18 protein-coding genes and 1 pseudogene are annotated in these 19,695 nt (G+C 70.6%); 18 read left to right on the top strand and 1 reads right to left on the bottom strand.

What is annotated here, in order from left to right; genetic code table 11:
• Positions 1-6 precede the first annotated feature (6 nt).
• Positions 7-1,020 carry a LacI family DNA-binding transcriptional regulator gene (locus ABD954_RS31580; RefSeq protein WP_345491218.1) on the bottom strand — a complete coding sequence of 338 codons (1,014 nt, stop codon included), beginning with the start codon at positions 1,018-1,020 and terminating at the stop codon, positions 7-9.
• 234 nt (positions 1,021-1,254) lie between these two features.
• On the opposite strand from ABD954_RS31580, the gene ABD954_RS31585 reads away from it, so the two are divergent.
• The 18 genes and pseudogenes from ABD954_RS31585 (at position 1,255) to ABD954_RS31670 (ending at position 19,512) form a co-directional block, all read left to right on the top strand.
• On the top strand, positions 1,255-2,547 hold the full coding sequence (locus ABD954_RS31585) for an extracellular solute-binding protein (RefSeq protein ID WP_345491219.1): 1,293 nt from the start codon (positions 1,255-1,257) through the stop codon (positions 2,545-2,547).
• 70 nt (positions 2,548-2,617) lie between these two features.
• Positions 2,618-3,556 carry a carbohydrate ABC transporter permease gene (locus tag ABD954_RS31590; protein WP_382745961.1) on the top strand — a complete coding sequence of 313 codons (939 nt, stop codon included), beginning with the start codon at positions 2,618-2,620 and terminating at the stop codon, positions 3,554-3,556.
• Positions 3,553-4,383 carry a carbohydrate ABC transporter permease gene (locus ABD954_RS31595; protein WP_345491220.1) on the top strand — a complete coding sequence of 277 codons (831 nt, stop codon included), beginning with the start codon at positions 3,553-3,555 and terminating at the stop codon, positions 4,381-4,383. The genes ABD954_RS31590 and ABD954_RS31595 overlap by 4 nt, the downstream gene beginning before the upstream one ends.
• 10 nt (positions 4,384-4,393) lie before the next feature.
• On the top strand, positions 4,394-5,857 hold the full coding sequence (locus ABD954_RS31600) for a glycoside hydrolase family 30 protein (RefSeq protein WP_345491222.1): 1,464 nt from the start codon (positions 4,394-4,396) through the stop codon (positions 5,855-5,857).
• Between the two features lie 26 nt (positions 5,858-5,883).
• Positions 5,884-7,002, top strand: coding sequence for an endo-1,4-beta-xylanase (locus tag ABD954_RS31605; protein ID WP_345491224.1), 1,119 nt, complete (start codon positions 5,884-5,886; stop codon positions 7,000-7,002).
• Positions 6,999-8,045, top strand: a complete 1,047-nt coding sequence (locus ABD954_RS31610) for a Gfo/Idh/MocA family protein (protein WP_345491227.1) — start codon at positions 6,999-7,001, stop codon at positions 8,043-8,045. The genes ABD954_RS31605 and ABD954_RS31610 overlap by 4 nt, the downstream gene beginning before the upstream one ends.
• Positions 8,042-8,902, top strand: a complete 861-nt coding sequence (locus tag ABD954_RS31615) for a DUF6807 domain-containing protein (RefSeq protein ID WP_345491229.1) — start codon at positions 8,042-8,044, stop codon at positions 8,900-8,902. Before ABD954_RS31610 ends, ABD954_RS31615 begins: the two co-directional genes overlap by 4 nt.
• Positions 8,896-9,606: a cupin domain-containing protein gene (locus ABD954_RS31620; RefSeq protein WP_382745948.1), complete on the top strand. Its 711-nt coding sequence runs from the start codon at positions 8,896-8,898 to the stop codon at positions 9,604-9,606. Before ABD954_RS31615 ends, ABD954_RS31620 begins: the two co-directional genes overlap by 7 nt.
• The gene (locus ABD954_RS31625; RefSeq protein WP_345491230.1) at positions 9,603-11,072 is read left to right on the top strand and encodes a non-reducing end alpha-L-arabinofuranosidase family hydrolase; all 1,470 of its coding nucleotides are present in this window, start codon (positions 9,603-9,605) and stop codon (positions 11,070-11,072) included. Before ABD954_RS31620 ends, ABD954_RS31625 begins: the two co-directional genes overlap by 4 nt.
• Positions 11,073-11,289: 217 nt before the next feature.
• A pseudogene (locus ABD954_RS31630) lies at positions 11,290-11,493 on the top strand (hypothetical protein); the annotation flags it as partial.
• Between the two features lie 969 nt (positions 11,494-12,462).
• Positions 12,463-13,398 carry a TauD/TfdA dioxygenase family protein gene (locus tag ABD954_RS31635; protein WP_345491231.1) on the top strand — a complete coding sequence of 312 codons (936 nt, stop codon included), beginning with the start codon at positions 12,463-12,465 and terminating at the stop codon, positions 13,396-13,398.
• A gap of 21 nt (positions 13,399-13,419) precedes the next feature.
• Positions 13,420-13,977, top strand: a complete 558-nt coding sequence (ssuE, locus tag ABD954_RS31640; protein ID WP_345491233.1) for an NADPH-dependent FMN reductase — start codon at positions 13,420-13,422, stop codon at positions 13,975-13,977.
• Positions 13,978-14,000: 23 nt separating this feature from the next.
• Positions 14,001-15,038 carry an ABC transporter substrate-binding protein gene (locus tag ABD954_RS31645; protein ID WP_345491235.1) on the top strand — a complete coding sequence of 346 codons (1,038 nt, stop codon included), beginning with the start codon at positions 14,001-14,003 and terminating at the stop codon, positions 15,036-15,038.
• A gap of 5 nt (positions 15,039-15,043) precedes the next feature.
• Positions 15,044-15,868, top strand: coding sequence for an ABC transporter ATP-binding protein (locus tag ABD954_RS31650; RefSeq protein WP_345491236.1), 825 nt, complete (start codon positions 15,044-15,046; stop codon positions 15,866-15,868).
• The gene (locus ABD954_RS31655; RefSeq protein WP_345491238.1) at positions 15,865-16,323 is read left to right on the top strand and encodes a hypothetical protein; all 459 of its coding nucleotides are present in this window, start codon (positions 15,865-15,867) and stop codon (positions 16,321-16,323) included. Before ABD954_RS31650 ends, ABD954_RS31655 begins: the two co-directional genes overlap by 4 nt.
• 281 nt (positions 16,324-16,604) lie before the next feature.
• Complete coding sequence (locus ABD954_RS31660) at positions 16,605-16,895, top strand: ABC transporter permease (RefSeq protein ID WP_425584084.1); 291 nt, start codon at positions 16,605-16,607, stop codon at positions 16,893-16,895.
• A gap of 167 nt (positions 16,896-17,062) precedes the next feature.
• The gene (locus tag ABD954_RS31665; protein WP_345491240.1) at positions 17,063-18,394 is read left to right on the top strand and encodes an LLM class flavin-dependent oxidoreductase; all 1,332 of its coding nucleotides are present in this window, start codon (positions 17,063-17,065) and stop codon (positions 18,392-18,394) included.
• A 398-nt stretch (positions 18,395-18,792) separates the two neighbouring features.
• A complete protein-coding gene (locus ABD954_RS31670) occupies positions 18,793-19,512 on the top strand; it encodes a hypothetical protein (protein WP_345491243.1) in 720 nt (239 codons plus the stop codon).
• The last annotated feature ends 183 nt before the right edge of the window (positions 19,513-19,695 follow it).

Consider the following 19,695-nt stretch of genomic DNA (forward strand, 5'->3'; position numbering starts at 1 on the left):
GTTCTCCTAGTGACGGGGCGGGGCGGTGGAGAGCCGGACCTTGAGCTCGGTCGAGAGCTCCATCCGGGGGCTGACCAGGGGCTGGTCCTCCAGAAGCTGGAACAGGGTGCGGGCGGCGAGCCGGCCCATCTCCTCCAGCGGCTGGCGGACCGTCGTCAGGGGAGGTGACAGCCATTCACCCATCGGCAGGTCGTCGAAGCCGACCACGCTGAGGTCCTGCGGGATGCGCAGGCCGACCTGACGAGCGGCCTCGTAGACGCCCATCGCCTGCTGGTCGCTACTGGCGAAGACGGCGGTCGGCGGCTCGGGGAGGGCGAGCAGTTCCTGGGCGCGCCGGAACCCGCCCTCGTGCTGGAAGTCGCCGAACCGGACCAGGTCGCGGTCGAATTCGATCCCGGCCCGCTCCAGCGCGGCCCGGTACCCGTCGATGCGGGCCTGGCTGCAGAGCATCTCCTTGCGCCCGCCGATCACGGCGATCCGGCGGTGTCCGAGCTCCAGCAGGTGTTCGGTGGCGGCGAGGCCGCCCGCCCAGTTGGTCGCGCCGATGCTCGGAACTCCGTTGCCCGGCAGGTCGATCGGGTCGATGACGACGAGTGCCACCCCGGCCCGTTCGACCTGGTCGCGCTGGGCCTGGGTGACCGAGGCGGTGACGAGGATGACGCCGTCGCTGTGGTGCAGGACGGGCAGCGCGGCCCAGCTCGACGGCGTGGCCTCGCCCGGCGGGACGAGCGACACGACGGTGCCGACGCTCCGCTGGGCGCACTCGGCCTCGACGCCGCGCAGGATCTCCACCGCCCACGCGCTGTCCAGGCCGCCGATGATCAGGTCGACGAGGCCCGACCTGCGGGCCCGGCCCTGCCGGCCGGGGGACAGGTAGTTGTGGGACCGCAGCAGGGTCTCGATCCGTTCGCGTGTCGCGGGTGCGACGTCGGAGCGGCCGTTGATCACCTTGGACACGGTGGCCTGCGAGACCCCTGCCTCCGCGGCGATGACGGCCAGGGTCGGACGCTGCTCGCTCAACTTCTCTCCTCTGCCCGGACGGCGTGGTCCGGTGACAGGTACCGCAAACTTTTCGAAGAGTTTCCGGTCGTCCCGATCGGCTTGTCAACCCCCAACAGGGCTGCGCTTTTTAGTTGGTTCGGTGAGAAGTCTTGACCGGGCAGCCCCGCGTTCCTAGTTTGTGGCAGCGCAGAAATCGAGAGAGTTGCGAAATGTTTTCGAGAACGCACCGGCATCCCCCACCTCGGAGGTCCCATGGCCAGCACCCTCCCGAGCCGACGGCGCTTCCTGGCGCTCTCGGCCCTGACCGCACTGTCCGTCCCGCTGGCCGCGGCCTGCGGCGCTGACGACTCCGACGGCGATCCGGCGGCCGACGGCAAGGTGACCTTCGCGTGGTGGAACATCGCCACCACCGAACCGGGCAAGTCCCTCTTCCCGCAGATCGCCTCGGCGTTCATGGCCGCCCACCCGAACATCGGGATCGAGACGACCTCGCTGGAGAACGAGGCGTTCAAGTCCAAACTGACCGCCACCACCGCGTCCGGCCAGCTCCCCGACGTCTTCCAGACCTGGGGCGGCGGCGTGCTGCGGCAGCAGGTCGACGCGGGTCTCGTCGAGGACCTCACCGACGCGTTGGGCTGGTCGTCCGAGCTGACCCCGGTGTCCTTGCAGCCGTATCAGGTCGAGGGCCGGACCTACGCGGTTCCCTACGACATCGGCATGGTCGGCTTCTGGTACAACAAGAAGCTCTTCGCCCGGGCCGGGATCACGGCGCCGCCGGCCACCTGGGCCGCGTTCCTCGACGTCGTCAGGAAGCTCAAGGCGGCGGGCGTCACGCCGATCGCCCTCGCGGGCAAGGAGAAATGGCCCGGCCACTACTACTGGGCCTACCTCGCGATGCGCGTCGCCGGCCTCCCCGCCCTGCAACGAGCCGCGACCACCAAGGACTTCACCGGTCCCGGCTTCGTCCGGGCCGGTACCCACCTCAAGGAGCTGGTCGACCTCCAGCCGTTCCAGACGGCCTTCCTCGGCGCCGGCTACGGCAGCCCCGGCGGCCAGGCCGCCACCATGGGCAACGGCAAGGCCGCCATGGAGCTGATGGGGCAGTGGGCACCGTCGGTGCAGCAGGACGCGGGCGCCGGCCTCGGAGCGGACCTGGGCTTCTTCCCCTTCCCGACGGTCGACGGCGGAGTGGGCCGGGCCACCGAAGTGTTCGGCGGCGGCGGCGGTTTCGCACTGCGCAAGGGCGCCCCGAAGGAGGCGCTGGACTTCCTGAGGTTCTTCGTCCTGGACAACCAGTCCAAGCTGCTGGCCTCGAACGGGTACCTGCCGGTGGTCAAGGGAGCGGAACGCCGGCTCACCGACGCCAACAAGAAGGTGGTGGCCGACAGCCTGGTCAAGGCGACGGGCTTCCAGCTCTTCCTCGACCAGGCGTACCCGCCGGCGGTCGGCCAGGAGGTCAACGACAGCGTCGCCGACCTCATCGCGGGAAAGAAGACGCCCGAGCAGGTCACCCGGTCGATCACCGAGGCTGCGAAGGGTGCCTAGCTCCGTGGCCACCCCGACCCAGGACCCGACCGAGGACCCGACCGAGGAGCGGACGGAGCACACCGTACCGGTGCGCCGCTCGCCCGCCCCGGCCCGGTCGCTCCCGCGCGGGCTCGGAAGCTGGGCGTCGGTCGCCTGGTTCCTCGCCCCGGCGCTGGTCCTCTTCCTCGTCTTCGTCCTCGCCCCGATCGCCGTGGCCGTCCACACCAGCTTCTACAAATGGGGCGGGATCGGCCCCCTCGGCGACTTCGTCGGCCTCGAGAACTACGCCAGGCTGTTCGCCGATCAGGTCTTCCTCGGCGACATGGGGCGCGGGCTGTACCTGATCGTCCTTTCGGTCACGGTGCAGCTGCCGTTCGCGCTGTTCACCGCGGTCCTGCTCAACCAGAAGCTGCGCGGCCGGGCCGTCTACCGGATGCTGTTCTTCGCGCCGTACATCCTGTCCGAGGTGGTCACGGCGGTCCTCTTCACGATGATCTTCCTGCCCGGCGCCGGCATGGCCGACCACCTCGCCGCCGCCCTCGGCCTGGAGGGCCTCCAGGGCAAGTGGCTCGCCGACCCGTCGACGGTCATGCCGACCCTCTTCGTGGTCATGACCTGGAAGTACTTCGGCTTCCACATGATGCTCTTCCTCGCCGGGCTGCAGAGCATCCCGCGCGAGGTCCTCGACGCCGCCTCCATCGACGGCGCCGGCGCCTGGCAGCGCTTCCGGCACGTGACGCTGCCGCTGCTCGGACCGACGGTCCGGATCAGCGTCTTCCTCTCGATCATCGGGGCCATCCAGCTCTTCGACCTCGTCTGGGTCATGACCGCGGGCGGGCCCAACCACTCCTCCGAGACGATGGCGATCTCGATGTTCCAGTTCGGGTTCAAGCGCTACCAGGTCGGCTACGCCAGTGCGATCAGCGTGGTGCTGTTCATGATCAGCCTGGTCTTCTCCCTCTTCTACCAGCGTTACGTGCTGCGCCGTGACCTGAACGGGGCCGTCACCACGGGAGGTGCCCGATGAACGCCCGCAAGGCGGCACGCGGCCTGTCGCTGCACGCCGTGATCTGGCTGATCGGCGCGTTCGTCGCCGTACCGCTGATCTACGCGGTGATCTCCGGGTTCAAGAGCACCGGCGAGCTGACGACCAATCCGTTCGGGCTTCCGCGGCACTGGAAGACCGCCAACTACACCGGCATCCTCGGCGAGGAGATGTTCTGGCGGCAGATCGCCAACAGCGCGGGCATCGCGATCGGCACGGCCTTCTGCACGGTGGCCGCCTCCGCCATGGCGGCGTACGTACTGGCCCGCTACGCCTTCCGGGGCAGGGAGCTGTTCTACACGCTGTTCACCATCGGGCTGATGTTCCCGTTCGCGGTGGCCGTCCTGCCGCTGTTCCTGCTGCTGCGCACCTTCGGCCTGCTCGACAACCCGCTCGGAGTGATCCTCCCGCAGGCCGCTTTCGGGCTCCCCATGACGATCATCATTCTGCGCGGCTTCTTCCGGACCGTCCCGGCGGAGGTCGAGGAGGCCGCCGTCATGGACGGCTGCGGCAAGTTCCGCTTCTTCTGGAAGATCCTGCTGCCGATGGCCCGCCCGGCGCTCGGCACGGTCTCGGTGCTCGCGATCGTCGCGAGCTGGAACAACTTCTTCCTGCCGCTGCTGGTGTTCAACGACCCGACATGGCAGACGATCCCGGTCGGCGTCCAGCAGTTCCAGGGCCAGTACTCGACCGACTACGCGCTCGTCCTCGCCTACATCGTGCTCGCCATGGTCCCCGCCCTCGCCTTCTACGCGGTCGCCGAACGGCAGCTGATCGGCGGCCTCACCGCGGGCGCCACCAAGGGCTGACCCGTTCCGCGTGACCTCCACCCCCGAGGAGACGTACGTCGTGAAACGCCTGACCGCACTGGCCGTCGTCCTTGTGTCAGCACTCACCCCGCAGGCCGCGGCCATCCCCGCGCCACCCGCGGCCGAACCCGCGCGAACCGCCGCCGCACGGCCGGTCGCCGCCCCCGCGCGACCCGCCGTCGACTTCCGCACCGACCTCCAGCCCATCGACGGATTCGGCTTCTCGATGGCCTTCCAGCGGGCCGACCTGCTGCACGGCGCGCGCGGCCTCAGCCCGGCCAAGCGGCGGGAGGTGCTCGACCTGCTGCTCAGCAAGGACAAGGGGGCGGGCCTCTCGATCCTGCGCCTGGGCATCGGATCGTCGACCGACAGGGTCTACGACCACATGCCGACGATCCTGCCGGCCGACCCCGGCGGGCCGGACGCCACACCGGCGTACGTCTGGGACGGCTGGGACGGCGGCCAGGTCTGGCTCGCCAAAGAGGCCAAGGCATACGGCGTGAAACGCTTCTTCGCCGACGCCTGGAGCGCCCCGGCCTTCATGAAGACCAACGGAAGCGAGAACGACGGCGGCGAGCTCCTCCCCGAATGGCGACAGGCGTACGCGAACTACCTCGTCCAGTACGCGAAGTTCTACCGCCAGGAAGGCATCGCGATCACCGACCTGGGGTTCACCAACGAACCCGACTGGACGGCGACGTACGCCTCCATGCGGTTCAGCCCCCGGCAGGCCGTCGACTTCCTCAAGGTGCTCGGGCCGACCGTCCGCGCGTCCGGACTGAAGACCGGGATCGTCTGCTGCGACGCCGCGGGCTGGGACCGGCAGGTCGCCTACACCGAGGCCGTCGAGGCGGACCCCGGGGCCGACGCGGCCGTGCGGACCATCACCGGACACCGCTACAGCGGTCCCACCGATCTCCCGCAGCCGACCGACAAGCGCGTGTGGATGTCGGAATGGTCGCCGGACGGCTCCACCTGGAACGAGCACTGGGACGACGGCAGCGGCTACGACGGTCTCGCCGTCGCGGCCGACATCCACCACACGCTCACCACGGGCAACGCCAGCGCCTACGTCTACTGGACCGGCGCGTCCCTCGGCGCGACCAGGGGGCTCATCCAGCTCGCCGACCCCGGTGACGACTACCGGGTGTCGAAGCGCTACTGGGCGCTGGCCGCCTTCAGCCGGTTCATCCGCCCCGGCGCCGTCCGCGTGCCGGCCACGCACCCCGACCCGGCCCTGCGGGTCACGGCCTTCCGCAACACCGACGGCAGCCGCGTGATCGAGGTCCTCAACACCGCGACCACCGAACGGTCCGCCGCGTTCTCGCTCCGCGGCGGGCACGACCGGCACCCCGACGGCTACGTCACCGACGAGACCCGCTCGATCGCCCCGGCCGACATCGTCTCCACGCACGGCACGACCCTCACGGCGAAGCTCGCCCCGCGCGCGCTCACCACGATCGTCCTCGACTGAAACGCCCACCCCACGAGGAGTCAGTCATGCCCAGGACCCGCATTCCCAACGCCTCCCGCATTCCGACCGCCTCCCGCTTTCCGACCGCGTCGCGGATTCCCGCCGCGTCGCGCATCCTCACCGCCCTGGCCGCCGCCGCCTGCCTCACGGCCGGCCTCGCCGCCGCACCGGCGCCCGCGGCCGCGGAGCCCCGCCCCCGCACGCTCGGCGAACTGGCCAAGAAGCACCACAAGTACTTCGGCTCCGCCACCGACAACCCCGAATTCACCGACGCGGCCTATCTGAAGCTCCTCGGCAGCGAATTCGGGCAGACCACCCCCGGCAACGCCATGAAGTGGTACGCCACCGAACCCGAGCGCGGCGTCTTCGACTTCACCGCCGCCGACGAGGTCGTCGCCTTCGCCAAGGCCCACCGCCAGAAGGTCCGCGGCCACACCCTCGTCTGGCACAGCCAGCTCCCCGCCTGGCTCACCGAGCGCACCTGGACCGCCGACGAGCTGCGCGCCGTCCTCAAGCACCACATCCAGACCGTGGTCCGGCACTACAAGGGCAAGGTCATCCACTGGGACGTCGTCAACGAGGCCCTCAACGAGGACGGCACCTACCGAGAGACGCTCTTTTACAAGACACTCGGCCCCGGCTACATCGCCGACGCCCTGCGCTGGGCCCACGAGGCCGACCGGCACGCCAAGCTGTACCTCAACGACTACAACGTCGACGGGATCGGCCCCAAGAGCGACGCCTACCACGCCCTGATCAAGCAGCTGAAGGCGGACGGCGTCCCGGTGGAGGGCTTCGGCATCCAGGGCCATCTGGCGCTCCAGTACGGCTTCCCCGCCGACGTCCGGCAGAACATCCAGCGCTTCGCGGACCTCGGGGTCGAGGTGGCGATCACCGAACTCGACATTCGGATGAACCTCCCCGCGACCCAGGAGAAGCTCGCCACCCAGGCCACCTGGTACGCGGACTACGTCAGGGCCTGCCTGGCGGTCGAGAAGTGCGTCGGCATCACCCTCTGGGACTACACGGACAAGTACTCGTGGATCCCCTCCGTCTTCCCCGGCGAGGGCGCGGCGCTGCCGTACGACGAGGACCTGCGGCCCAAGCCCGCCTACCACGCGATCAAGGCGGTGCTGGGCGGATGATCAGGACGGCGATCGTCGGTACGGGCGGGATAGCGGGCGTCTGCCACGTCCCCGCCGTCCGGGCCCAGGCGCACCGGGCCGTGCTCGTGGCGGCCGTCGACGTGGACGCCGCGCGCGCCGAGGCGTTCGCGGCCGAACACGGCATTCCCGCCGTCTACACCGACCTGCGCACGATGCTCGCGGAGCAGCGGCCGGACGTCGTGCACCTGTGCACACCGCCGTTCCTGCACGCCGACCAGGCGGTGGCCTGCCTGGAGTCGGAGGCGTGGGTGTGGTGCGAGAAGCCGGTGGCGCTGTCGCTGGCCGAGCTCGACCGGATCCGTGCCGCCGAGGGGCCCGCCGTTGCGGGCGCGGTCTTCCAGCACAGGTACGGCACGGGGGTCCGGTACCTGCGCGAGAGGATCGCGGCCGGGACGCTGGGCCGTCCCCTGGTCGCGCAGTGCGTCACGGCGTGGTACCGCGACGACGCCTACTACGGCGTGCCGTGGCGCGGCACGTGGGAGAACGAGGGCGGCGGCCCGACGCTGGGCCACGGCATCCACCAGATGGACCTGATGCTCGCGGTGCTCGGCGCATGGGCCGAGGTACGCGCGATGGCCGGCCGCCTGGAGCGCGCCGTCCAGACCGAGGACGTGTCCGCGGCCCTGGTCCGGTTCGAGAACGGAGCCATCGCCACGGTCGTCAACAGCGTCCTGTCCCCGCGCGAGGAGAGCTACCTGCGGTTCGACCTCACCGATGCCACCGTCGAGCTGCGTCACCTGTACGGCTACTCCAACGCGGACTGGACGTTCACCACCAGGTCGGCCGGCGTGACGTGGGACCCCCCGGACGATCTGCCCAGCTCGCACACCGCCCAGCTCGCGGCGTTCCTGGACGACTACGAAGCGGGGATCCGGCCCGACCTCGGCAGATCCACCATGGAACTGGTGACCGCCCTGTACAAGGCCGCGATCACCGGACTGCCGGTCCGGCGCGGAGAGATCGACCCGGCCGACCCGTTCTACGGCTCGCTCCACGGAGGGCGCCCGGAGGTCTTCCGATGACCTTCGAACTCCTCGAGGACGAGGACTCGCTGATCGTCCGCACGCGCGGCGTCGACCTCTTCCGGTACGTACACCGGCCGGTCATGGACCCCTTCGAGGCGCCGAAACCGTACCTCCATCCGGTGCGCACCCTCGCCGGCGACGTGGTCACCGGATACCGGCCGCACGACCACCGCTGGCACAAGGGCCTCCAGATGACGGCGTCGTGGCTCTCGGGGCAGAACTTCTGGGGCGGCGGCACCTATCTGCGCGGCCGGGGCTACGTGGACCTGCCGAACCTCGGCACGATGCGCAGCCTCTCCGTATCCGCCGGCACGGGCCGGGGCCGGGCCGCCATCACCCAGGACCTGGCCTGGTACACGATGGCGGGGGAGCACTGGATCGACGAGCGTCGCACGCTGACCGCCCACGACGTCGAGGCCGACTCCTGGACCCTGGACGTCACCACCGCGCTGACCAACGTCCACGACACCGATCTGGTCTTCGGCAGCCCCGGCACCCAGGGCAGGGAACTCGCCGGGTACTCCGGTCTGTTCTGGCGCGGTCCGCGCGACTTCACCGGCGGCGACGTGATCGGTCCCGCGATGGGCGAGAAGGGCGACTGGCTGGCCTTCATCGGCGCGCACGACGAGGTCGACCGCTCTTCCACACTGCTGTTCCTGGACGATCCGGACGCACCCTGCCACTGGTTCGTCCGCACCGAGCCCATCCCCGCCGTCAACCCGTCCCTGGCCTTCGACGAGGAGCTGCCGCTGGCCCCGGGCGAGACCCTGTCGCGCCGGTACCGGATCGTCGTCGCCGACGGGGCGTGGACCTCCGGGCGCCTGGCCCGCCATGTCGCGGACCACCCGTGGTGACCCCGCTCCCCGGCGGCGTGGGGATCTCCGGGCTGACCGTGTACGACTGGGAGGCCGCCGACGGCCTGTGCGGCGGCACGCCCCACATGCACCTCGTCTGCTCCGAGGCGTACGTCGTCACCGGCGGAACGGGCAGCGTCCAGACCCTCACCGCCTCCGGTTTCGCCGACACCCCGCTGCGGCCCGGCGACGTCGTCTGGTTCACCCCCGGCACGATCCACCGCCTCGTCAACGACGGCGGCCTGCGGCTCGTGGTGCTCATGCAGAACGGCGGCCTCCCCGAGGCCGGTGACGCCGTCTTCACCTTCCCCGCTCCCGTGCTGGCCGATCCCCACGCCTATCAGGCCGCGGCCACCCTGACCGGAGACCGGGCCTCGGCAGCGCGCCGCCGCCGCGATCTGGCCCTCGACGGCTTCCTGGACCTGCGCGACGGCGGGCTGCGGCAATTCCACAGCGCGGCCCACCGCCTGAAGAGCGGGCTCCTGGACGACTGGCGGACCCGCTGGCGTGCCGGCCCGCTGGCCGCGGCCGAAGAGACCGGCCGTCTGCTGGACCGGCTGAAGGCCGGAGACCTGTCCCACCTCGGCCACGGCGCAGTGTCGCGCCTGGAGCGTCCGCGGCACCCCGTCTTCGGCATGTGCGGCCTGCTCGACCCCTATCCCGTACCCGACCCCCACCTCCGTCCCCCGAAGGAGCTCCTGTGACGCGGTTTCGTCATCCACCCCTGGCCCTGAGTCTCGTCCTCGCGGTCCTGTCGTCCTTACTGCTCGGGGCCGCCCTCGTCGGTGCCCCGCCCGCCGCCGCGGCGACCGTGGACCCCCAGACCTCCTATGTGCTGGTCAACCGCACCAGCGGCAAGGCCCTGGACGTCTACAACCTGGCCACCTCCGACGGCGCCCGCATCACCCAGTGGACCAGGAACGACCAGAACCAGCAGCTGTGGCAGTTCGTCGACGCCGGCGGCGGCTACTACCGCATCACGTCCCGGCACTCCGGAAAGGTGCTGAACGTCCAGAACGGGTCCACCGCCAACGGCGGGCCGGTCGTCCAGTGGACCGACCTGAACGCCACCCACCAGCAGTGGCGGCTGGCCGACAGTCCCGGCGGCTACGTGAGGCTGATCGCCCGCCACAGCGGCAAGGCCCTCGAAGTCCAGGGCGGCTCCACCGCCGACGGCGCGAACATCGTCCAGTACGACGACTGGGGCGGCGGCAACCAGCAGTGGCAGCTCGTCCCGGTCGGCACCGGCGGCCCTGGCGCGTGCGACCTTCCGTCGACGTACCGCTGGACCTCGACGGGCGTGCTGGCGCAGCCCAGGCCGGGGTGGGTCTCGCTCAAGGACTTCACCGTCGTCCCCTTCAACGGCAAGCAGCTCGTGTACGCGACCACGCACGACACCGGGACGAGCTGGGGTTCGATGAACTTCACCCCCTTCACCAACTGGTCGGAGATGGCCTCGGCCGGTCAGAACGCGATGCCGCATTCCGCGGTCGCGCCCACGCTCTTCTACTTCGCTCCGAAGAACGTCTGGGTGCTCGCGTACCAGTGGGGCGGAACCGCCTTCTCCTACCGGACGTCGAGCGACCCCACCAACCCGAACGGCTGGTCGGCGCCGAAGGAGCTCTTCAACGGAACGATCACCGGCTCCTCGACGGGCCCCATCGACCAGACGCTCATCGCCGACGGGACGAACATGTACCTGTTCTTCGCCGGTGACAACGGCAAGATCTACCGGGCGAGCATGCCGATCGGGAACTTCCCCGGCACGTTCGGCACGAGCTCCACGGTGGTCATGAGCGACACGACGAACAACCTGTTCGAAGCCCCGCAGGTGTACAAGCTCAAGGACCGGAACCGCTACCTCATGATCGTCGAGGCGATCGGCTCGCAGGGCCGCTACTTCCGCTCGTTCACGGCCACCGCTCTGAACGGCTCGTGGACGCCCCAGGCCGCGACCGAGACCAACCCCTTCGCGGGCAAGGCCAACAGCGGCGCCACCTGGACCGACGACATCAGCCACGGCGAACTGCTCCGCACCGGCCCCGACCAGACCATGACCGTCGATCCCTGCAACCTGCAGTTCCTCTACCAAGGACGCAGCCCCAGCTCCGACGGCGTCGACTACGGCCTCCTGCCCTACCGGCCGGGACTGCTGACCCTGCGGCGCTGACGGCGTGACACGGATCCGGCTCCGATGTCGAGCCGGCGTGCGGGCTCGGCGGACGGCCGAGCCCGCACGGCCGCGCCCGAGCGGCTGCCGAAACGCGAGGAGACCGGTGACGGCGCCCTCGGCGGCCGGACGCCCCCGCGGCAGGGACCGCTTTCCGAGCCGTGGCGCGATCCGCGTCGTCGGCACGTTCCGCGAGTGGTGGGCGATGCAGGGGAGGGCCGCGAAGCGGGTCGGCGGGGCCTGGACCGCGGCCGTGCTCGACGCGGACACGGACGCGGAGACGCCCTGGATCGCGACCCAGGGCGTTCCCGGACCCGACCTGCACGCCGTCGTGGCCGAGCAGCACGGGCCGTTGCCCGAGCACTCGGTGCGGGCCTTGGGCAACCGGCTCGCGCTCGCCCTGCAAGGCATCCACGAGGCACCGCGCCCGCGGAGCTCGCCGACAGCAAGCAGCCGCCGGGCTGCTCCAGAAGCACCCCCTCCCTGACGTTCCGGGCGAGCGAGGAGGAGGGAAGACGGAAGCCGTCCTCCGGGCCCCTCCTCCGCGCCGACACACCCCTCTGGGAAGCCCGGCGCTGGGTGGGAGAACTGACCGCCGCGGGCACCTGACGAGTTCGTCGACGAGCCGTTTCCGTCGCTGCGGCTGAAGACGCGACGGGTGCGCTGACCTGGGCTCATCGCGTCAGGTCCGAGCCTCGATCGAGGAGCGCTCGGTCATGACCCGGCTTTCGGCGTGCCACCGGGAGGGGCGGTGTCGCGACGCCTCCAGCGCTGTGCCCCCGGGTGGGAAGGGCTTCAGGCCGCCGCCGGCGCAAGACGGTCGCGCGGGCTGTCGGTGGCGCCCCGGCCGAGGGCTCAGGCCGCGGCAGTCCGGGACGGTGAGTGGGCGAGAGGCTCCGCGCGGCGGTAGCGGGGAGCGTGTCGACGGCGTTGCGGGGTCATGAAATCCAGCCACGGGTTTCGGCCACCGCAGGTCAGCTGACGGGGACACGAAGGACAGCAAAAGGCCAGGTCGTCGGGGCCGTGTGCGGGACCGCCCAGGTTCGGGGCCGGGAGGGGGCAGGGGTTGACCGGGGGTGGGGGCACTGCCACGCTCCGGGACATGTCCGCGAACGAACTTCTCGTACCGCGGCTCCACACCCCCGGCCCCTGTGACGCGCCGGGCGCGTGTCCGGGCCGCTGTCAGGCCTGAGCACGGCCTGATCCGGGCGCTCGTCCCGGCTACCGGGGCCACGGCCGACAGGCCGCGCCGTACCCGAGGCGGCGTCGCGACGCATCCGCCGCACGGGGCGACCTCCGCACCCCCTTCCTGCACCACCCGTCCGCCCGCGCACCGCGGCGGGCCGCTCACCCGTAGCACTGTCCCCCTTCGCCCTCCCAGGGAGCTCCCATGACCACCGCTACCACCACCCTGCCCACGATCACCAAGATCGGCGGCCGCATCGGCGCCGAAATCGGCGGCGTCCGCCTCGGCGGCGACCTCCCCGAGGAGACCGTCGCCGAGGTCCGGGCCGCGCTGCTCGCCCACAAGGTCATCTTCTTCCGCGGCCAGGACCACCTCGACGAGGCCGCGCACGAGGCCTTCGCCCAGCTGCTCGGCACGCCCGTCGCGCACCCCACCGTCCCCTCCGTCGACGGGCGTTACGCCCTCGGCATCGACTCCCACCACGGTGCCCGTGCCAACCAGTGGCACACCGACGTCACCTTCGTCCCCGCCTACCCCGCCTTCTCCATCCTCCGCGCCGTCACCGTCCCCCCGTACGGCGGCAACACCCTCTGGGCCAACACGGCCACCGCCTACGCCGGTCTCCCCGAGCCCCTGCGCGCCCTCGCCGACAGCCTGCGCGCGCTTCACTCCAACGAGTACGACTACGCCGCCGTCCGTCCCGACGCGCTGCCCGAAGCGCTGGCGCAGTACCGCGAGGTGTTCACCTCCACCTCGTTCCTCACCGAGCACCCGGTGGTCCGGGTGCACCCCGAGACCGGGGAACGCTCCCTGCTGCTCGGCAACTTCGTGCAGCGCATCGCCGGGCTCACCGGCCGCGACTCGCGCGCCCTGCTGGACCTCTTCCAGGCGCACATCGAGCGCCCCGAGAACACCGTGCGCTGGCAGTGGCGGGCCGGTGACGTCGCGATCTGGGACAACCGCGCCACCCAGCACTACGGCGTGGACGACTCCGACGAGCACGAGCGCACCCTGCGCCGCGTCACGGTCGACGGGGACGTCCCGGTCGGGCCCGACGGGGCGCCGTCCCGACTGATCAGCCCCGAGACCGTGCCGGCCCCTGCCTTCGGCATCGCCTCCGGAGCCTCGACCGCCGCCTGACCGTCCCCCCAAGGAGCCCCCGTGCCCAGCCTGCTCGCCATCACCGGCAGCCCCTCCGCCCACTCCCGAACCGCCGTCGTCTCCGACCACGTGCTGCGCCGCCTGGCGCACTCCGGTTTCGAGACCGCGCACCTCTCCGTACGCGACCTGCCCGCCGCCGACCTGCTCGCCGCCCGCCGCGACGAGCCGGCCGTCCGCCGGGCGCTCGAAGCCGTCGCCGAGGCCGACGGCCTGGTCATCGCGACCCCCGTCTACAAGGCCTCGTACACCGGCCTGCTCAAGGTCTTCCTCGACCTGCTCCCGCAGGACGGGCTCGCCGGGAAGACGATCCTTCCCCTGGCCACCGGCGGCAGCCTCGCCCACGTCCTGACCATCGACTACGCCCTGCGCCCCGTGCTCGCCGCGCTCGGCGCCCGGCACGTCACGGCGGGCCGGTTCGTCCTGGACTCCTCCGTCGAGCGCGGCGACGGCCCCGACCGGCTGCGCCCGGAGACGGAACTGAACCTCTACCAGGCCGTCGACGAGTTCGCCGCCGCGCTGCGCTCCGCCCCCGCCGCAGCGCTCACCGCCACCCCGTAACCCCGTACCGACAAGGAACCGTCATGGCCGCAGCCTTCACCTCGACCCCCACCTCACGTCGCCAGTTCCTCACCCTGCTCGGCATCTCGGCGGCCGCGGTGAGCTGCGGCACAGCCACCACCGGCGGCGGACCGGGCTCCGGCTCGCAGATCAAGACCCTGAAGTACCAGGGAGCGGTCGGCGCGGTCACGCTTCCGGAACTCGCCGCGGACCTCGGGTACTTCGGTGACGTCCGCCTCGAATGGGTCGGCAACACCACCAGCGGTCCGCAGGACATCCAGTCCGCCGCCACCGGTCAGACGCACTTCGGCAGTGCCTTCAACGGCGCGGTCATCAAGCTCGCCGCGGGCAACGCGCCCATCAAGGCCGTCATCTCGTCCTACGGCTCCGACCGGCAGTCCTACGCCGGCTACTACGTCCTGGAGGACAGCCCGATCCGCTCGGCCCGCGACCTGATCGGCAAGAAGGTCGGGATGAACACCCTGGGCGCGCACTACCAGGCGCTGCTGGATCTCTACCTGAGCCGCAACGGCCTCTCCAAGGCCGACGCGGAGCAGGTCGAGCCCCTGGTGGTGCCGCCGGTCAACACCGAGCAGGCGCTCCGCCAGAAGCAGATCGAGGTCGGCGTGCTCACCGGAATCCTGCGCGACAAGGCCGTCGCCGGCGGCGGCATCCGCCCGCTGTTCACGGACGTCGAGCTCCTCGGGCCGTTCAGCGCGGGCACGTACATCATGACCGAGCGCTTCATCAAGCAGAATCCGGACACCGTACGGACCTTCACGACCGGCGTGGCCAAGGCCATCGAGTGGTCCCGCACCACCCCGCGCGACAAGGTCGTCGCGCGGATGACGCAGATCGTCGAGAAGCGCGGCCGCAACGAGGACACCGCCGCCCTGCGGTACTGGCGCTCCTACGGGATCGCCGAGCCGGGGGGCCGGATACCCGACAAGGCGTTCCAGCTCTGGCTCGACTGGCTCGGTGAGCGGGGCGAGATCGAGAAGGGGCGCCTCAAGCCGTCCGACCTCTACACCAACGAGTTCAACGGTTTCGGAAGGGGCTGACCGTCATGGCGAAGATCGTGTTCGAGGCGGTGACGAAGACCTTCCCGGCGAAGGGAAGGAGGAGCAAGGAGGAGTTCACCGCACTCGACGGCATCGACCTGGAGATCCCCGCCGGCGAGTTCGTGGTCGTGGTGGGCCCCAGCGGCTGCGGAAAGTCCACTCTTCTGGACCTCCTCGGCGGCCTGTCCCGGCCCACGTCCGGCCGGATCCTGCTCGACGGCGAACCGGTCACCGGGCCCGGCCTCGACCGGGGCATCGTCTTCCAGCAGTACGCGCTGCTGCCCTGGCGGACGGCGCTCGGCAACGTCGAATTCGGCCTGGAGGCGACCGGTGTACCGAGACGTCAACGAAGCGACCGAGCGCGGGAGTTCCTCGCACTGGTCGGCCTCGCCGGATTCGAGGACCGGCACCCGCACGAGCTCTCCGGCGGCATGCGCCAGCGCGTCGCGATCGCCCGCTCCCTGGCGTACGACCCGGACGTCCTGCTGATGGACGAGCCGTTCGCCGCGCTCGACGCCCAGACCAGGGAGTCCCTCCAGGACGAGCTGCGCCGCATCTGGCAGCGCACGGGCAAGACGGTCGTCTTCATCACGCACGGCATCGAGGAGGCGGTCTACCTCGGCCAGAAGGTGGCCGTCATGACCTCCCGCCCCGGGCGCGTGAAGGAGGTCGTCCCCATCTCTTTCGGGGAGGCCCGCACCGCCGGACTCCAGGGCGAGGACCTGCGGTCCAGCCCGGAGTTCGCCCGCTACCGCCACGAGATCTGGACCCTGCTCCACGACGAGGTGGCGCGCGCTCAGCAACTGGAGAAGGAGGAGGCCGCCGTATGACCACCGACACCACCAGCGTCGCGAGCACCCCCGGCGCAGACGTCCTGGGCCGGCCCGAGGAGGACGCTCGCACTCCCGCCGCGCCCGCGGTCCCGGCCGCCGGCCGGGGTGCCGCCGCCCCGACGGTGGGCGACCCGACGGCCGGCGACCCGGGCACGACCTCACCCGCGGCCCCGGCTCCTCTCGCGGCCTCGGTTCCTCTCGCGGCCCCGGTTGCTCCCACGGCCCCGGCTCTTTCCTCGGCCCCGGTGGCGCGGCGGCTCGTCAGGGCACTGGCGCGGGGGCTGAAGGCCGTCGGACTGCGCTCGGCCGCCCTGCTCGCCCTGCTCGCTGTGTGGGATGTCGCACCCCGCTCGGCCTCGTCGACGCCACCTTCCTGCCGCCCGTCAGCGCGGTCGGCGGGCCTGGTGGAGCTGCTGGCAACGGCAGCTCGCCACACGGCTCGGCCAGCCTGACCCGATCCTTCGGCGCATTCGGATCGCCGTCGCCGTCGCCGTCCCCGCACCGCCTACACAGGATACGAGGCTAGTACGCGGACAGGAGATAGAGGACGCGCTAATCGAGTGTTACGTTAAAACCGCCGCGACATAGAGCACTGCTGAAGAGTCATGTTTGTAGATAGGAAGTAGAGATATAGGGGTGAATAGTTTATAAATAGTGAGGATAGACATGAGTGTGGAAGTTAATGAGTGTAAAGATAGAACGAGATAGAAGAAACAGATGCAGTGGGCGCTCGATGAACCTGTCGACCCCGAGGCTCTTCCAGAAGGTGATCCTCCCGGCCTCGGTGCCGGCCGTCTTCACCGGCATCCGGCTCGCCGGGGCCGTGTCCATCCTCGTCCTCGTCGCCGCCGAGATGATCGGCGCCAAGGCGGGCCTCGGCTACCTGATCAACGCCTCGCAGTTCAACTTCGCGATCCCGCAGATGTACGCGGGCATCATCACGATCTCCGCCGTCGGGGTGGCCTTCAACCAGTTGCTGGTCACGGTCGAGCGCCGTCTCAGCCTCTGGCGGGTCCCCGCCTGAGCCGCCCGCCGCACCGCGCCGCATCAAACGCCGCATCGCCGCATCGCGTCGCACCGCGTCGCACCGCACCGCGCCCGCCGGACAGCCACGCCCCGGGCGCACGCCCGGACTCGCCCCGGCAGCCACCGTCCCGCCACCGTCCCGCCACCGAGACCCCAGGACCGGACATGACCGCATCCCGCACCCTCCACCTCAACGCGTTCCTCATGAACGCCGGACACCACGACGCCGCCTGGCGCCACCCCGACAGCAGCCCCGAACGCATCACCGACGTGCGGTACTTCCAGGAGCTGGCCCGCACCGCCGAGCGCGGAAAGCTCGACTCGATCTTCTTCGCCGACGGGGTCGCGCTGTGGGGCAAGGCCCGCCACAACGCCCTCGGCGGCTTCGAGCCGCTCACCCTGCTCTCCGCGATCGCCACCGTCACCGAGCACATCGGACTGATCGCCACCGTCTCCACCACCTTCAACGAGCCCTACAACCTGGCCCGGAAGTTCGCCTCCCTCGACCACATCAGCGGCGGCCGTGCCGGCTGGAACATCGTCACCTCCGGGACCGTCGACGAGGCCCGCAACTTCAACCGCGACGATCACCTGGAGCACGCACGCCGCTACGAACGGGCCCGCGAGTTCCTCGACGTCGCCACCAAGCTCTGGGACAGCTGGGAGGACGACGCGATCGTCCTCGACAAGGAACGCGGCATCTACGCCGACACCGACAGGCTCCACCCCGCCGCCCACCGCGGGGAGCACTTCGGAGTCGCCGGGCCGCTCAACGTACCGCGCTCCCCGCAGGGGTACCCGCTGCTCGTGCAGGCCGGGTCCTCCGAGGACGGCAAGGAGTTCGCCGCCCAGTACGCCGAGGCCGTCTTCACCGCCCAGCAGACCCTCGCCGACGGCCAGACCTTCTACAAGGACCTCAAGTCCCGGCTCGCCCGGTACGGCCGGGCCGAGGGCGACCTGCTCGTCCTGCCCGGCATCGCCCCCGTCATCGGGTCCACCGAGGCCGAGGCGAAGGCCCTCGAACAGCAGCTCACCGACCTCCAGGTCCCCGAGTACGGCCTCGCCCAGCTCTCCGGCATGCTGAACGTGGACCTCACCGGCCTGCCTCTGGACGGCCCGCTGCCCGACCTCCCCGAGGAGCGGGACATCAACGGCAACAAGAGCCGCTTCACCCTCGTCGCCGAGCTCGCCCGCCGCGACGGGCTCAGCCTGCGCGAACTGATCGCCCGCCTCGGGGCCGGCCGCGGTCACCGCACCTTCGCCGGCACCCCCGAGCAGATCGCTGACCAGCTGGAGGAGTGGTTCACGCGGGGGGCCGCCGACGGCTTCAACATCATGCCCCCCGTCCTTCCGGCCGGCCTGACCGACTTCGTCGACCACGTCGTGCCGATCCTCCAGCGCCGTGGCCTCTTCCGCACTGAGTACACCGGGCGCACGCTCCGCGAGAACTACGGCCTGCCGCGTCCGGCCAACCGCTACGCGCGGAACGGCGCATAGGCGAGCCGGGGACCGGCCCGTCACGGAAGCCGTTCGTCGATCCGGCCGTCGCCGTGCCCCGTCGAGTGACAGCTCGACGGGGCACCAGGCTGCCAAGTGGCCGGCCACGGAGGACGAAGCATTCTGCTTCGCTGCATCGCCCGCCTGGACCAGGTCATGCCGGTACTCGGTGAAGCGGACGCGCCCGAGTACTGGCACCGCCTGTACGAGGTGGCTCGACTTGTCGCGGGCTCCCCACGCGTAGCCACCACATGAGATGACCTCTTGGAGGGTGCCTCACGTGGTGAGGCAATAAGCCTCTCGATCGCGAGTGATGGCTGCCCTGACGTGACCAGCTGAGGCCGCTCACGCCCAGGAAATGAGTATGTGGCCGCGTGGCATGAGCCGATCATGTGAGCATGAGCGATCAGCTGACGATCAGCACCTTGACCTTGCGGCACAGGATCCCGGAGGACTGGGCGGCGGACCCCTGGGCCGAAGTGCGGCCCCTGATCGACGGCGTGGACGTCCTGAGAGAAGTCCACCCGGAAGGGCTGGCACCCAGCTGTCGGCACTGGACAGGCCCGGCCGAAACCTGGCCGCTGGCGATCACGCGGGAACCGCGCAGGATCATGATCACCGAACCGACGTGCACCGCCAGCTGCTGCGGCGCCTTGTACGTCACCGTGCGCCGCGAGGGCGATCGGGTGGTCTGGGACGCCTGGGAGAACACCAGCGACATCACCGCCCTGCCCGCGGACATCACCTTTGACGCCGCCCAGTACGAAGCCGAACTCGCGCGGGCCGCGGCGGACCGTAGCTGGGAAGAACCGGTAGACACTATCGCCCGGCTACTCGAGCAGACCCTTGCAGCCAGCGGCTGGTTCGAACGGTGGGGCTGCGTCCTCACGGGCGTCTGGCCACGACGCGAGGAGCCCGACGCCCCCGAGGAACTCACCAGTCCCCAGGGGGTCGATGTCGAGTTCGACCACCTCGAGGCACGGGGAGAGCGTGCGTCTTCCTACGCGTACGAGTTCTTCATCACCCACGATCAGCCCCTGGACGAGCAGGTGCGGCAACTTGCAGCCCGCGTTCTGGCAGACGATCCGCGGAAGACTGCTGAGCTTCGAGGAGGCTGAGGACCAGGTGCTTCGCCTCCGACGTTTCCTGGAGTCCCGATTCCCGTCCCGCACCGCCTCCTTGACGCGGCCGCGGCGGCCCGGCGCTGGACACCGACGCCCCGTACGGCGGCCGGCGGCCGCCCGCCTGGCGGCTCGGCGCTGGGCCTCCTGGGCCCCACTGACCGGATAGTGAGCCGCCCT

The sequence above is a fragment of the Streptomyces roseoviridis genome, assembly GCF_039535235.1.
Lineage (GTDB): Bacteria > Actinomycetota > Actinomycetes > Streptomycetales > Streptomycetaceae > Streptomyces > Streptomyces roseoviridis.